This window comes from Haloarcula pelagica, assembly GCF_030127105.1.
GTDB lineage: Archaea > Halobacteriota > Halobacteria > Halobacteriales > Haloarculaceae > Haloarcula > Haloarcula pelagica.
Genome location: NZ_CP126161.1, coordinates 503,023 through 517,622, shown reverse-complemented (window position 1 = coordinate 517,622; position 14,600 = coordinate 503,023). Strand labels below are relative to the sequence as shown.

At 68.5% G+C, this 14,600-nt stretch carries 14 protein-coding genes; 9 read left to right on the top strand and 5 right to left on the bottom strand.

Translation table 11 applies throughout. The features are described from left to right. Positions 1–90: 90 nt before the first annotated feature. From P1L40_RS02780 to P1L40_RS02760, 5 genes are read left to right on the top strand one after another with little or no spacing between them, the layout of a single operon-like run. Positions 91–1,632: an NEW3 domain-containing protein gene (locus P1L40_RS02780; RefSeq protein ID WP_284009790.1), complete on the top strand. Its 1,542-nt coding sequence runs from the start codon at positions 91–93 to the stop codon at positions 1,630–1,632. Further along, the gene (locus P1L40_RS02775; protein WP_284009789.1) at positions 1,629–2,306 is read left to right on the top strand and encodes an ABC transporter ATP-binding protein; all 678 of its coding nucleotides are present in this window, start codon (positions 1,629–1,631) and stop codon (positions 2,304–2,306) included. The genes P1L40_RS02780 and P1L40_RS02775 overlap by 4 nt, the downstream gene beginning before the upstream one ends. After that, positions 2,299–3,438 (top strand): ABC transporter permease, encoded by a 1,140-nt coding sequence (locus P1L40_RS02770; protein WP_284009788.1) that lies wholly within the window; start codon positions 2,299–2,301, stop codon positions 3,436–3,438. Before P1L40_RS02775 ends, P1L40_RS02770 begins: the two co-directional genes overlap by 8 nt. A 39-nt stretch (positions 3,439–3,477) precedes the next feature. Continuing rightward, positions 3,478–4,362 carry a hypothetical protein gene (locus tag P1L40_RS02765; RefSeq protein WP_284009787.1) on the top strand — a complete coding sequence of 295 codons (885 nt, stop codon included), beginning with the start codon at positions 3,478–3,480 and terminating at the stop codon, positions 4,360–4,362. Positions 4,363–4,415: 53 nt separating this feature from the next. Continuing rightward, positions 4,416–5,273 (top strand): hypothetical protein, encoded by an 858-nt coding sequence (locus P1L40_RS02760; RefSeq protein ID WP_284009786.1) that lies wholly within the window; start codon positions 4,416–4,418, stop codon positions 5,271–5,273. On the opposite strand, the gene P1L40_RS02755 is transcribed toward P1L40_RS02760, so the two are convergent. The 3 genes from P1L40_RS02755 to P1L40_RS02745 are packed head-to-tail and all read right to left on the bottom strand — an operon-like array spanning position 5,268 to position 7,954. Continuing rightward, positions 5,268–5,771 (bottom strand): Mut7-C RNAse domain-containing protein, encoded by a 504-nt coding sequence (locus P1L40_RS02755; protein WP_284009785.1) that lies wholly within the window; start codon positions 5,769–5,771, stop codon positions 5,268–5,270. The genes P1L40_RS02760 and P1L40_RS02755 overlap by 6 nt on opposite strands. Beyond that, a complete protein-coding gene (gene polX / locus P1L40_RS02750) occupies positions 5,764–7,500 on the bottom strand; it encodes a DNA polymerase/3'-5' exonuclease PolX (protein ID WP_284009784.1) in 1,737 nt (578 codons plus the stop codon). Before polX ends, P1L40_RS02755 begins: the two co-directional genes overlap by 8 nt. Before the next feature lies 1 nt (position 7,501). Beyond that, a complete protein-coding gene (locus P1L40_RS02745; protein ID WP_284009783.1) occupies positions 7,502–7,954 on the bottom strand; it encodes a DUF5788 family protein in 453 nt (150 codons plus the stop codon). 111 nt (positions 7,955–8,065) lie between these two features. Here P1L40_RS02745 and P1L40_RS02740 point away from each other — a divergent pair, with 111 nt between their 5' ends. Continuing rightward, positions 8,066–10,138, top strand: coding sequence for a hypothetical protein (locus P1L40_RS02740; protein WP_284009782.1), 2,073 nt, complete (start codon positions 8,066–8,068; stop codon positions 10,136–10,138). Between the two features lie 61 nt (positions 10,139–10,199). Here P1L40_RS02740 and P1L40_RS02735 read toward each other — a convergent pair whose 3' ends face one another. After that, positions 10,200–10,334 carry a DUF7503 family protein gene (locus P1L40_RS02735; RefSeq protein WP_284009781.1) on the bottom strand — a complete coding sequence of 45 codons (135 nt, stop codon included), beginning with the start codon at positions 10,332–10,334 and terminating at the stop codon, positions 10,200–10,202. A gap of 396 nt (positions 10,335–10,730) precedes the next feature. Between P1L40_RS02735 and P1L40_RS02730 the strand changes: the two genes are divergently transcribed. Beyond that, a complete protein-coding gene (locus tag P1L40_RS02730) occupies positions 10,731–11,654 on the top strand; it encodes a response regulator (RefSeq protein WP_284009780.1) in 924 nt (307 codons plus the stop codon). A 27-nt stretch (positions 11,655–11,681) separates the two neighbouring features. Here P1L40_RS02730 and P1L40_RS02725 read toward each other — a convergent pair whose 3' ends face one another. After that, positions 11,682–12,722, bottom strand: coding sequence for a zinc-dependent alcohol dehydrogenase family protein (locus P1L40_RS02725; RefSeq protein WP_284009779.1), 1,041 nt, complete (start codon positions 12,720–12,722; stop codon positions 11,682–11,684). Between the two features lie 103 nt (positions 12,723–12,825). Here P1L40_RS02725 and P1L40_RS02720 point away from each other — a divergent pair, with 103 nt between their 5' ends. Together P1L40_RS02720 and P1L40_RS02715 are read left to right on the top strand one after the other, a co-directional pair. Further along, positions 12,826–13,794 carry a rhomboid family intramembrane serine protease gene (locus P1L40_RS02720; RefSeq protein ID WP_284009778.1) on the top strand — a complete coding sequence of 323 codons (969 nt, stop codon included), beginning with the start codon at positions 12,826–12,828 and terminating at the stop codon, positions 13,792–13,794. Positions 13,795–13,796: 2 nt separating this feature from the next. Beyond that, a complete protein-coding gene (locus P1L40_RS02715; protein ID WP_284009777.1) occupies positions 13,797–14,582 on the top strand; it encodes an endonuclease V in 786 nt (261 codons plus the stop codon). Positions 14,583–14,600 lie beyond the last annotated feature (18 nt).

Here is a 14,600-nt window from a genome sequence, read left to right as displayed (position 1 = left end):
TGTAGCGCCAGGGGTGTAACAAGCGTTCTGGAGTCCCGCGGTCGGGGCCGGCGAGGGGTATTTGTCCGTTCAGACCTTCAGTCCTCGTAGATGGAGCGCTCTCGTGTTCTCTGCCTCGTCCTCACACTCTCGCTCGTCGCCCTGTCGGTGCCGGCGGCTGCCGACGCACGCCTCACACTGACCGACACGACCGTCTCGCCGGGGACGCCAACGGCGGGCGCACCGATCACCGTCGAGACGACCGTCCGGCTCTCCGGCGGGAGCGACACGCCGCTGACGCTCGACAACGTCACGGTCGTCGACAGCGACGGCGAGCGACTCGGTCGCGCCACCGACCTCGGGCGGCTCTCGCCGGGTGAGACGCTCACGGTCCCCGTGACGATCACCGTCGACGAGCCGGCCGTCTACGACCTCCGGGTGATCGCCCGCGGGACCGACAGCGACGGCGAGGAAGTCCGGTCGACCCGCCCGCTCACGGTCGGCGTCGAGCGGGGGGAACCCCTCGTCGAGATCCGGAACGCGAGCCTGGTCGCCGGCACGGACAACACCGTCGAGGCGGTCGTCTCGAACCCAACGACCGCGCCGCTCCGTGACATCGTGGTTCGTGCGACCGATCCGGCCGGTGGCGAGCAGACGCGACGGACCATCGCCACGCTGGCCGCGGGGGCCTCCGAGACGCTCACTTTCGAGGTGCGTGCCGGCGACCCCGGCGACCGGGAACTCACGCTCAGGACGACCGCGACCGACCCGACCGGGGCGGTGTCGACGGCGACTCACAGCCGACCGGTGACGGTCGACGCGCTGACCGAGGATGTCGGCGTCCGAGCGCGGCCGACCACGGCCGACGAGACCGACCAGGTCACGAGCGGGCTGTCGGGGCTGCTCGGCGGGAACGGCGGGGGCGCGCTCCGACAGCAGTCCGACGAGGGCGAGCAGGACCGGGCGCTGGTGGACGTGACGGTGACGAACTTCGGGAACGCCCCGGTCGAGCGCGTCGTCCTGACGGCCCGCTCGACGGATGGGGCCGTGTTGAGCCCGGTCGGTCGCGTCGCCGTCACGGATCGGCTCGCACCGGGTGAGTCCGCGACCGCACAGGTCGACCTCACAGACGTGCGCGGCGTCGACGGGATCCGGTTCGTCGCGTCCTACCGGCTCGCGGACCGATCGGGCGAGGCCGCCGTCGCCTACGGTTACAGCGCCCGGGCGGGCAACGCGACGATCACCGGCGCGGACGTGACCGTCGAGGCCGACGGCCGGCTCCGCGTCGACGGGAACCTCGCCAACACCGGGACCGGCGAACTCCGAAGCGCCGTCGTCAGGGTCGTCCCCGACGACCGCGTCAGGCCGGCCTATCCCCAGCGGAACTACTTCGTCGGGACCGTCGCCGACAGCGAGTTCGCCCCCTTCGAACTGACCGCACAGGCCGACGTGGCAAACGCCAGCAGCGTCACCGTCGAAGTCACGTACACGACCGACGGCGAACAGGTCCGCCAGACGGCGACGCTCCCGGTCCCCGAGCAACGAGCCGCCGAGGCTACCGGCCCGTCGACGACCGTCCTCGCGGTCGGGAGCGCCGTCGTCGCCGTGCTCGCCGTGGGCGTGATCGTCCTGGTCCGCCGACGCCGACGATGACTGACACACCCGTCCCGCCGCTCCGGCTCATCGACGTGACCAAGCGGTACGGCGACGGCCCGACGGCGGTGGTCGCCCTCTCGCATGTCGACTTCGCGGTCGAGGCGGGCGAGGTGGTCGCCGTCGTCGGCCCGAGCGGGAGCGGCAAGAGCACCATGCTGAACATCATGGGGCTGCTCGACGAACCGACGAGCGGCAGCGTCGAACTCCGGGGCGAGCCGACCGCGGGACTGACTCCCGCCCAGCAGACCGACGCCCGGCGGGAGTCGCTTGGCTTCGTCTTCCAGGACTTCCACCTCCTGCCGACCCTGACCGCCCTGGAGAACGTCCGGCTCCCGACGGCGTTTCTCCCCGGCGACGCGACCGACCGGGCGCGGGACCTGCTGGAGCGGGTCGGGCTCGGCGACCGGCTGGACCACACGCCGGACGAACTCTCGGGCGGCCAGAAACAGCGCGTCGCCATCGCCCGGGCGCTCATCAACGAGCCCGCGATCCTGCTGGCCGACGAGCCGACGGGGAACTTAGATCGAGATACGGGCACCCGAATCCTCGAAGAGGTCCGGGCCATCAGCGACGGGGGCGTCGCCGTCGTCGCGGTCACCCACGACGACCTCGTGACCGACTACGCCGACCGGACCGTCGAACTCGTCGACGGGGTGATCCAGCGTGACTGAGCGACGGAGCCGGTTCCCGGCGGTCGCGCTCGCCCGTCGGAACCTCTCGCGCCAGCGGCTCCGGGCGGCACTCGCGGCGCTCGGCATCGTCATCGGCGTCTTCGCCGTCGTGACGCTCGGGCTGCTGGGCAACGCCTTGAGCGTCGCGGCCACCGAGGAACTGGGCGGGCTGGGCGACCAGGTGATCGTCAGCCCCGCACAGGGCAGCGGTGCCGACACGCTCGACGCCCGGGATCTGGGGGCGATCCAGCGGGCCGCAGACGGCCGCGGGACCGTGATCCCGCTGAAGACGACGGGGGGGAGCGTCAGCGCCAGTGGCGGCCAAACCGTCGCACAGATATACGGGACGAACACCCCACAGGCGCTGTTCGGGAACGGGAGCGACAGCGTCCCGCCGACACTCAGGCAGGGCGCTGTCGTCGGGTCGGACCTCGCCACCGAGTTGCAGTTGCGCGAGGGGAGTACGATCACCGTCGAGGGCAACGAGTATCGGGTGGTCGCTGTCCTGCCCGAGATCGCGAGCATCTCGCCGCTCCAGCCCGATTCGGCGGTGTTGCTCCCGGAAGAGGAGTTCGTCACCCCCGGCTTCTCCCAGGTCGTCGTCCGGGCCGACTCCGCTGCCGACGCGCGGGCGGTCGCCGACGGCGTCGACCAGCGGCTCAACGCCCGTCAGGAACGGGTCAGCGTCTTCTCGCTGACGAGCGTCCTCGATCAGATCACGGAGTTTTTCGAACTGCTGAACGGCTTCCTGCTCGCGATCGCCAGCGTCTCGCTGATCGTCGCCGGCGTCAGTATCTTCAACGTGATGTTGATGACCGTCTCCGAGCGCCGGGGCGAGATCGGCGTCCTGCGGGCGGTCGGCATCCACCGCAAGGAGGTGTTGCGGGTCCTGCTCGTCGAGGCGACGCTGCTCGGGGTTGTCGGCGGCGCCGTCGGTGCCCTCCTGGGTGTCGTGACCGTGATCGCCGTGGCGCTGAACACGGACCTCCCGCTGTGGGCGGTTCTGCTGCCGGGCAACGCCGTCGTCCCGCTGGGCGCGTTCGCCTTCGGAATCGTCATCGCGCTCGTCGGCGGCATCTACCCGGCCTATCGGGCCGCCTGGGAGCCGCCCGTCGAGGCGCTGCGAAGCTGACCGGACCGCTTTTCTTCCGGGCACCCCCCACCTCCTGCTGTGAAGCCGCCCGAGGAGTCCTACGGGGCCGCGACCCACCGTGTGGTGACTCACGCCGGCGTCGCACCCCCCGACGCCTGGGTCCGGGCCGAGAACGCCGTTCTGGAGACGCTGCTCTCGGCCGGACTGACCGTCCACGTCTCGCTGGCAGCGGCGTATCTCGAACGGAGCGCCCCTGCGGCGTCCGACGCGCTGACGGACCGTCCCGCGCCCGAGCAGTCGCCGCTGTCGACGACACAGACCGTCGTGGAACTGACGCCGGCCGACGCGGCGCTGCCCGCGGCCCACCTGTCTGTCGACCCCACCGACGGGGCAGTTCCGGCCTGGCGCAGGCAGGCGATCGACGAGATCGTCGCGTTCGACCCCGAAACCGGGAGCTGGACCTACTACTCCGTCCCGCGGAAGCCGGCCGTCCGCGCGATCGACGAACCGGGTTCCGACTGGAAGTCCGGCCTCCGCGAGGCACTGGCCGACGTTCCCTGCACGGCGCTGTTCCCCCACGGCGCGCTCGCTAGGTGGGAAGTCGCCGACGTGGCTGTCGAACTGACCGTCGAGGGCCTCTGGCTCGGCCGGGCCGACGGGACGACGCGGTGGTACCCACACGAGCACTTAGAGGGGGTCGTCGTCGACGAGCGGGAGTGTGAACTGGTGCTCTCCTGGCCCGACTGGCGCGACCGGGCCGACTCCTCGCTGGGCCGGGTGGTCCGGGGGATCGTCGACCGCGTCCGGGAGTCGCCGCCGCGGCTGCTCCACCCCCCGGACGAGGCGACGCTGTCGACGGCCGCGACCGCGTTCGAACTGCTCAGCGAACGGCTCTGTTACGGCTTCGAGGTCCGCCGGCACGACCGTGACGCCGACGCGGGTGTCGCCAGCCGACTCCGGTGAGCCGTTCGGTCGGTCCCGGCAGAGATTAACCGGTCGCGATAGTACGGCCCTGCGTGGACGTTCCCGAGCCCGACACTGACGCTGCTACCCACGGGGTCGTGACGAACATGTCCTGTGACGCGGTGACCAGAGCGACGTGGATCCGAGCGGAGAACGCCGTCGTCTCGGCGTGTCTCGAACACGGACAGTCGGCGTTTCTGACCGTCGACGAGGATGTGCTCGACGCGTACGCCCCCGAGTCCCTGGCGGCGATCCGATCGCTCGACCGGCTGACGGACCCGGGCGAGGACACCGCCGTGTTCCGGGCGGGCGAGGACGACCGACAGACGGTCCGGGCGGCGCTGTCGATCGACGACGCGTCGGAAGCGATCCCCGTCCATCAGGTCGTCTCCTGGCGGGCACACGGGATCGAGCGGATCACGACTCTCGGCGACGGCTCGTGGCGGTACGACTCGGTGCCCGAGCAGGCGTCGAGTCGCTGGGTCCACGAGCCGTCGCCGGCGCTCCTGTCGGCCATCGAGTCCGCGCTGGCACCTGTCCCCGCGACGGGGCTGTTCCCGACCGGGGCGATCACGGCCCAGACACCCGGGCGAGGGGCCGCGGCCGTCGGCGCCAAGCAGATCGAACTGTATCCGGATCAGGACCTGATCCAGGAGCTGTATCACTTCTCGGACCTCGAGACGGTGCTCGTCGATACCCGGAGCGAGGAGGTCGTCCTCGACTGGCGGACCTACCGGTCCCGGGCGAACTCCTCGCTTGGCAGGGTCGTCTTCGGGACGCTGCACCGGCTCCGCGAGTCTCCGCCGACGCGGCTCTGTCCGGACGACACGGCCCAGTTCGAACGACTGCGGGACGTGTTCTCGACGATGGCGGCCGAACTGGCGTTCGGGGTCGAGTACCGGGAGCTATAGCGACGCCAGCGTCGCCGCCACGTCGTCCCAGTGGCTCCCTTTCCAGAAGTGCTGCCCGCAGTCCCGACACCGCCACAGCGTCTCGTCGTCGGGGTCCGGGGCGTACTCCGGGGTCGGCTCCGTCCGGTCGACCGGTTCGAGCCGCCCGTTGCAGGTCCCACAGTAGGTCGGCGGGTCCGCGAGTTCGAGGACGAAGCCCTCGTCGGCCAGTTCCCGAAGCTGTCCCTCGACGGAGCGCTCGGTGAGCAACACGCGGTCGGGCGTCTCCGCGGCGAGGTCGGCGTCCCTGGTCACCAGGCGGCGGGCCTCGGTGTGGGCCAGCGCGAGCAGGGCCTCGTCGGCTTCGGCGTCTCGGTCCAGGGCGTAGGCGGCGTCGTAGCCACACATCCGGAGGTACGTCGCCAGCGTCCCGAGCATCGCGTCGAGGACCAGCGGCTCCCGATCGAGTTCGTGGTGGTGCGCGTTCTCGCTCCCGTCGTCGCTCGTGCTCTCAGTCATGGATGAACTCCCGGATCGCGTCGGCCGACTGCGTGTTCAGTACGTCGTCGGGTTCCGCCCAGCCACGCCGGGCGGTGTGGACGCCGTAGCGGATCTGCTCGAACTCGCCGGGGCCGTGTGCGTCCGTGTCGATGACGACGGTCGCGCCGGCCTCGATCGCCTGTTTGACCGCGCTCCCCGAGAGGTCCAGCCGCGAGGGGCTGGCGTTGACCTCCAGGGCGGTCCCGTGGTCGGCGGCGACCGACGCCAGCCGCTCGATGTCCACGTCCAGCCCGGGCCGGCGGTTGAGAAACCGGCCGGTCGGGTGACCGATCACGTCGACGTGGGGGTGTTTCGCCGCCGCGACCAGGCGGTCGGTGCCGTCCCCGTCCAGCGCGGCGTGTGGCGAGGCCACGACGATGTCCAGCGCCGCGAGCAGGTCGTCGTCGACCGAGATCGAGCCGTCCGGCGCGATGTTGGCCTCGACGCCGGCGAACACGTCGATCTCGGCGTCGGCAGCGACGGCCTCGATCTCGTCGAGTTCGTCCCACAACTCGTCGTCCGGAACGCCGACCCCGCCGACCATCCCGGGGCCGGTCGCGTGGTCCGAGATCGCGATGTAGTCGTGGCCGAACTCGGTGGCGCCCGCGACCATCTCCGCGACGGAGTAGCCGCCGTCGGACCAGTCGCTGTGGGTGTGGAGGTCCCCGCGGATGTCGCCCTCGGCCAGCAGGGCCGGCAACTCGCCGGCCGCCGCGGCCGCGACCTCGCCGCGGTCCTCGCGGAGTTCCGGCGGCATCCACTCCATCCCGAGAGCCTCGTAGACTGCTTCCTCGGTCTCGCTCGCGACCAGGCGACCCGCCCGCTGGTCGTCGTCCTCGATGCCCTCGATGTCGAACACGCCGTACTCGTTGACCTTCAGGTCCCGCTCGATGGCCCGGTTGCGCACGGCGACGTTGTGAGCCTTGCTCCCGGTGAAATACTGCAACGCGGCGCCGAACTCCTCGGGGACGACCACGCGCAGGTCGACCCGTACGCCGCCCGCGCGGACGCTGGCTTTCGTCTCGCCGGCCTCGATGACCCGGTCGGTCCCCTCCCAGTCGGTGAAGGCGTCGACGACGGCGGTCTCGTCGTCGCTGCCGACCAGTACGTCCACGTCGCCGATGGTCGGCTTCCAGCGCCGGATCGACCCGCCCAGCGCACAGCGGTCGACGGTGTCGACGCCCGCGAGGTAGTCACGGATCTCCTCGCCGTAGGGACGGGCCTCGCCCAGCAGCGCCCGCTCGTGGGCCTCCCGTGCGAAGTCGATGTTGTCGAGGATGTTCTGTTCCGTCTTGGCGCCAAAGCCCTTCACGTCCTGGATGTCGCCCGCCTCGGCGGCCGCTTCGAGTTCGTCCAGCGTCGTGATCCCCAGGGCGTCGTACAGCTTTCCGACGGTCTTGGGGCCGACGCCCTCGACGGCGGTCAGTGCCGCCATGTCGACGGGTAGCTCCGCGCGCAGCTCCGCGAGTTCGCCGATCTCGCCGGTCTCGACGTACTCGACGACCTTCGCGGAGATGGCGTCGCCGACGCCGTCGATCTCCCCGACAGCGTCGGTGCCGTCGGCGGCCAGTCCCTCGATGGCCCCGGGGTACTCGCGGATGTTCTCGGCCGCCCGCCGGTAGGCACGGGGTTTGTACTCGACGCCTTTCGCCTCCAGCAGGTCGGCGAACGCTTCCAGCTCCGTCGCGATCTCGTCGTTTCGGCTCACGTTATCTCCCTCGCCCGGCACGGCCGGTGCCGGAGTCCGCGTCCTCGTGCCCCAGTGCCTTGCGCAGGAACTTCATCCATCGCTTCTGGTCGGCGGCCTCCTGTGCCCGTTCCTCCTGTTCGAGGTTGGCCGGGCCGAGCTGTTCGAGCGCGTTCAGCGCCCGGTCGATCCCGATGATGGCGCTCGCCAGCCGCTCGCCCTCCTCGTAGCTGACCTCCCCGTCCTCGATGCGTTGCTTGCGCTGGAGGCGCTCCCGGCGGAGGTTCTTCTTCGCGCGGTCGACCCGCTCGCGCTCGCCCCGCGGGACCGTCTCCCGGCGCTTGATCTCGAAGACGAACGACCGCAGTTCGATCTCCTCGCCCTGGACGGTGATCTCGTCGGGGATGTCGGCGCCGACCGTCGCACCGTCCCGTTCGATGCGCTCTAACAGTTGCTTGCGCTCGAACTCCTTCACTGACTGGTCGTTCGGGACCGGGACCCTTGCCCGTTTCGCTCGGGGCGATATCTTTTTGCACTTCTTGCACGCAACGTAGACACAAGAGACCCGATCGACGATCGGACACAGATGAACGTCACGTTCGAACCACTCGCCGAGAGGCCAGGAATCAGCGTCATCGACCGCGTCGAGCGCCAGCGCTACCAGCTCCGGACACCAGAGTCGGTCTCGCCACGGCCCGTCGATACCGACTCGTTTCGGTTCCCGGTCAGCCAGGCCGTCGCCTTCGAGACCAGTTCGCTGGTCCTCCCGACCATCGTCCCGGTCTACGTCCGAGACGCCGACGGGGAGACGGTCGCGGAGGTCAAGCAGTTCGAACAGGCGTCGGTCCCGACCGAGAGCTACAGTCTGGACCTCTGTACCCGGATCAAGACGTACGTCCGGGTCGAGTCGGCCGCGCAGGTCAGCGTCGACATGGACCAGACACGAATCGAGTTCCCGGAGCCGACGACAGTCGCGGTCGGCGCGCGGTCCCGCCACGACCGCCCGGCCGCGACGGTGACGACGACGACGGACCCGACGGACATGCTGACCGCCATCGAGACGTTCGGGTCGGCGCTCAAGACGACCGATCCCGAGCGCTCGTATCCGACGCTTCGAGGTCATCCCCCGGCGCTGGAACTCGGCGACGAACTCGACATCCCCGAGTCCATCGAGCGACCGGAGACCGGCGTCACGCTCGAACTCCCGCCGACGCTGTCCGCCGCGTTCGTCGCCGCGCCGCTTTCGTACTACCTGGGCGCCTCGCTGGAACCGGCGCCGACACCGCGGCTGACGACCGACGACGGCTTCGAGTACTCGCTGTCCGGACCGGACGGGTACGAGCGGGCCGTCGAGCGGACGCTCAAACAGCTGTTCTTCCTCGACTGTGTCACCAGGACCGAGGGGTACTACGAACTCGACTTACACGAGCGCGGAGAGATCGAACCCCTCGTCGACATCGACTTCGCCGCGCTGTACGACCGCCCGCTCACCGAACAGGTCGAAGCGTACCTCGACATCCCGTACGAACTGGTCGCGGACCACGTCCCCGAGTGGCGCTTGACCACCCACATCGACCCGACAGCCGAGAACGCCGAGCAACTGCCGTTCGTCGTCGACGACCTCGCTATCGTTCGAACGCAGCAGGGTACCGGCCCCAGCGAACCGACTGTCCCCGCAGGACTCGAAGCGGAGTTCACCAGGGACGATGTCATCACCCGTTCCGCGAGCGCGGACACCAGCGCCGAGTCGGAGTACGTCGAACCGCAGTCGGCGGACACCCTCGAACAGGCCTGGATCGGCGACAGTATCCCCATCGGCGCCAGCAAACTGACCACGGACGCGTTCCGGAACCGCCTGGACCGGGAGGAGACGGCCGGAGACATCTCCATCACCGTCGTCCAGAACGACGCCCGGATGGAACAGGAGCGCCAGATCGCCGACGAGGTGTACGGCAACCGAGCGGACCTCCCGTTCGACGTGACCGTCCGCGAGAACCTGACGACCGACGACCTGGCCGACGTGTTGGCCGCCCCGACGGACTTCTTCCACTACATCGGGCACACGGACCACGAGGGGTTCACCTGCGAGGACGGGAAACTCGACGCCGCGAGTGTGGACACCGTCGGCGTCGACACGTTCCTGTTGAACGCGTGTAACTCCTACCACCAAGGGCTCGCACTCATCGAGAACGGAGCGATCGGCGGGATCGTCACCCTCAACGAGATCCTCAACGACGACGCCGTCGAGATCGGGAGTTCGACCGCGCGCCTGCTCAACAGCGGGTTCCCGCTCCGAGCGGCACTCACCATCTCTCGTGAAGTCAGCCCGATGGGGGGCCAGTACATCGTCGTCGGTGACGGCGGTATCACGGTGACCCAACCCGCCAGCGGGACACCGAACCTCCTCGACATCACGGAGTGTGACGAGGGCTACGAGGTGGAGATTGTCACGTACGCGACCGACGACAGAGGGCTAGGGAGTATATTTATGCCGTTCATCGAGAACGGGGACAACTACTTCTTGAGTTCGGGTTCGCTCGATACGTTCCACGTCTCCAGGGAAGAACTGATCGAGTTCGTCCAACTCGAAGAGGTTCCGGTCCGTATAGACGGCGAACTACGCTGGAGTACCGCTTTACAGTTCGAGAAGCTTCTGTGACGGCTGTGGCTGCTGTGTAAGTTCACATAATCGAAGAAGGCGAAGCTTTTCCCAGACCGTCTCAGGGGCCGCTGATAGTCGCACCGTTGTTCGCAGCCACGTTCCCAGCCTGTGACAGCAACAGCAGGATGGTGAACAGTGCGCCGATCATTCGTGGGTGGTCCGCCAGGAACTCTTTCATGGTGGAATCGGACATGATACATTGTCACTGTCAGGCGCGATTAAATTAAAAATTTTTGAACAGTTCTGACATATTATAGCTTATATTAACTGTGAATTAATAGTCAGTTTCATTAGGAGTCGGCTGCTGGGTGTCTCGCAGTCGTTAGCGTCGACAGCGGCTTCGAGGGGAAACCGGTGGGGCGCTCCAGGGGTGCAGTGGTAGGATCTGATTATTTCGTGCCTCTCTTCGATGTATCTACTATCAGTATTGTTTTGTGACCAGCCACCCTACCAGAGGATAGAATTACAGAGAGATGACGCAAGGGAATGCAAAAACCGACGGTACCCGGGGTCACGTCCGATCGACGATACCCCCCGCTCCCGGGATGTCGGTCGTGTGCGGCGCGGTTACCGGCTCCGGAGGCGTGCGATGACCGCTGATGGCCCGATCGACGACGCAGGGAGTGTCGAACTGTCCCGCTCCTCACTTCGGGGAAGCAGGCGGGTGGTCGACAGAACCATCCCGTTGATCAGAACCGAATCCTCCGAGACATCCGAGGCAACACCGACGGAGGTCCCGATTCCGCTGGCGAACATCGACGAGGAACAGCAGGTCCGCGTGCTCCACGTCGACGACGATCCACAGATCGGCGATCTGGTCGAGACGTTCCTCGAACAGATCAACGACGACTTCGCCGTCGTGACCGAGACCAGCGTGGTCCCGGCGCTAAACCGCCTCGAAACGGCGCAGTTCGACTGCATCGTCAGCGACTACCAGATGCCAAACACCGACGGCCTGGAGTTCCTCGAAATCGTCCGCGACCGGTATCCGGAACTCCCCTTTATCCTCTTTACCGGCAAGGGCAGCGAAGAGATCGCCTCGGAGGCGATCGCCGCCGGCGTCACCGACTACATGCAAAAGGAGATGGGCACCGACCAGTACGAGGTGCTCGCCAACCGGGTCGAGAACGCCGTCGACCAGTACCGGACCGAACAGCAGTTCTGGAACGCCCTCTCGTGGTACCAGCGCCTCGTCGAGCAGGAACTCGCCGGCGTCTGTATCATCCAGGACCGGGAGTTCGTCTACGTCAACGAGAAGCTCGCGGAGACGTTCGGCTACACGCAGAACGATCTCGTCGGTGCCAGTCCCGAGCGCTTGACGACGGCCGACGACCGCGAGCGGTTCCTCGATGCTGTCCGTGGCTCCGAGGACGGCGACCCCCAGTCGTTCGACGCCGAGTTCACGGGCGTCCGGGCGGACGGCGAGACGGTGACGGTCGAGGTCTCGGGCGGCTCGATCGAGTACGACGGCGAACCGGCCTGGATCGGCGTCCTGCGCGCGGTCGCGGAGTGACACGGACAGCAGCGAAGCCGGCTTCTCTCAGGTGAGGTCGACGAACACTTTGATCGCCTCGCGTTCGTCCATCGCCCGGTAGCCCTCGGGTACGCCGTTGAGGTCGACGGTCTTCGTGAACACCGGCGCGGGGTCGAGCGTCCCCTGGAGAACGTCTTCGAGCAGGTCGTCGACGTAGGCCCGGACCGGCGCGACCCCGCCGGCGAGCGTGACGTTCTTGCCGAACAGCGAGCCGACGAGGTCGCCGTCCTCGACACCGTGTGGGACCCCGACGTAGCCGACGGTCCCGCCCGGACGGGTGATGTCGATGGCCGTCTCCATCGCCGCACCCATCCCGACACACTCCATGGCGTGGTCGACCCCACCGGCGGTGAGCGCACGGAGTTCCTCGACGGCGGCCTCGCCCCGCGCCGAGATGGTATCTGTCGCGCCGAACGACTCCGCGATCTCCAGGCGATCCTCGTGGTGGCCCAGCGCGACGATCCGGTTCGCGCCCAGGCGCCGGGCCGCAAGCACGGCACAGAGCCCGACCGCGCCGTCGCCGACGACGGCACAGGTACTGCCCTCCTTGACGCCGGCGCTGACCGCCGCGTGGTGGCCGGTACACATCACGTCCGTCAGCGGGAGCACGGACTGCAACACGTCCTGATCGTCGGCGTACCGGTCTGGCACCCGGACCAGGGTCCCGTTTGCCTGTGGCACGCGGATCTGCTCGCCCTGTGCCCCGTCGGTCATGCTCCCCCAGAAGCCACCGTTCTCACAGGAGGTGTGCACTCCCTTTCGGCAGTACTCACAGGCCCCACAACTGATCGAGAACGGGGCGAACACGCGGTCGCCGGGCCGGACGTGGCGGACGGCATCGCCGACTTCCTCGACGATCCCCATGGGCTCGTGGCCGACGCGGGAACCCTCCTCGCGGTCACTCTCGCCCCGATAGAACCACAGGTCAGAGCCACAGACCGCAGTGTGTGTCACCCGGACGACGGCGTCGGTCGGCGATTCGATGGTGGGGTCGGGCACCTCGTCGATACTGATCTCTCCCGGGCCATGGTAGCGGGCAGCGCGCATACGCACCGTTGGGAACCACCCGACAAAAGCCCGACGGGGCTCGAACCGGCCGGCGGCGCCACAGTCACAATTCATTTGCGTCGCCCGCTCGTAACTCTCCTTAATGTCGGAGTGCGACGCCTGTGGCAAGTCAGAGAGTATGCCCTACCAGTGTGGGCACTGTGGGGGGACCTACTGTTCGGAACACCGCCTCCCCGAGGCCCACGACTGCCCCGGCCTGGAGAACTGGAACGATCCGCAGGCGGTCTTCGAGAGCGGGTTCGACGACAGCGTGAACAACCGCGGCGGCCAGCAGTCTTCCGGGATCGCCGACCGACTCGGCCTGGACACGGGGCCGGGCGGCGTCTTCGGCTACTTCCGCGGGAACATGACGTACGTGTTCCTGGCGGCGATGGCGATCACGTTCATCCTCGAACACATCGTCGGCCGGGTCGTCCTCGGCATCACGAACCCCTTCCAGTACTCCCAGTCGGAGCTGTGGCAGGCCATCTTCGTCCTCCACCCCGACAACCCGCTGTACGTCTGGACGTGGGTCACGTCCATCTTCGCCCACGATCCGTCGGGGTTCTTCCACATCCTCGGGAACGGCATCATCATCTACTTCTTCGGCCGTATCGTGGAGCAACAGCTCGGCTCGAAGCGGTTCACGGTCTTCTTCCTGGCGTCGGGCGCGCTGGCGGGACTGGGCCAGATCGGACTGCAGTACCTCCAGCCTGGGTCGGGCTACGGCGTCCTGGGCGCCAGCGGCGCGGCGCTCGCGATCCTGGCCTTCCTCACCGTGTTGAACCCCGACCTGCGGGTCCTGCTGTACTTCCTGATTCCGGTCCCCATCTGGGCGATCACGGGCTTCTACGTACTGTTGAGCGTCCTCGGGACGTTCGCGCCCGGGACCGGCGGGCTGCTGGGTGGCAACATCGCCCACACGGCACACCTCATCGGGCTCGGGATCGGGCTCTGGTACGGGAGCCGGATCAAAGGCCAGACGAGCGTGCCACAGCAACTCCAGTTCGGCCGCGGCGGCGGTCCCGGCGGCCCTGGTGGGCCGGGCGGGCCCGGCCGTCGACGGCCGTGACGATGCAGGTCGTCCGCCCCGAGTTCGTCCCGGACCCGTCGCTATCCCACGACGAGATGGCGGCGTTGCAGCGCGAGATCGCCGAGACGGCCCTCTTCGCGGACGAGATCGGGTTCGACACCGGCACCGTCTCGGCGCCCACGGACAGCGGCCAGACCACCCTCGGCGAGACCGACACGCCCCTCGTCGCCGGTGTCGACCAGGCGTTCGTCGGCGACCGGGCGGTCTCGGCCGTGGTCGTCACCCGCGGCGGCGAGGTCGTCGAGCGCGTCCACGCCGTCGAGCCCGCGGAGATTCCCTACATCCCGGGTCTGCTCTCCTTTCGGGAGGGCGGCGCCATCCTGGCGGCGCTCGACGCTCTCGACCACGACCCCGATGTTCTGCTGGTCGACGGCAGCGGCCGCATCCACTTCCGGGAGGCCGGCCTGGCGACACACGTCGGGGTCACCGTCGACGTGCCGACTGTCGGCGTCGCCAAGAGCCTCCTCTGTGGCGACCCCGAACGACCGCTCGACGGCGGCTTTCCGGAGGGGACCAGCGTGCCGATCCGGGCCGACGACGCCGTCGAGACGGCCGCGAACGGGACCCACATCGGCGACGCCGTCCAGACCCGGCAGTACGACTCGCCGAACCGCCACGTCAACCCGCTGATCGTCAGCCCCGGCCACCGCGTCAGCGCCGGGACGGCCACGGAACTGGTACTGGCGACGGCTGCGGGGTACAAGCTCCCGGAGCCGACCCGGCTGGCCGACCGGGCGGCCGACGAGGCGAAAGCCGCGGTCTCGTAGCCGCCGACGACCGGGTGT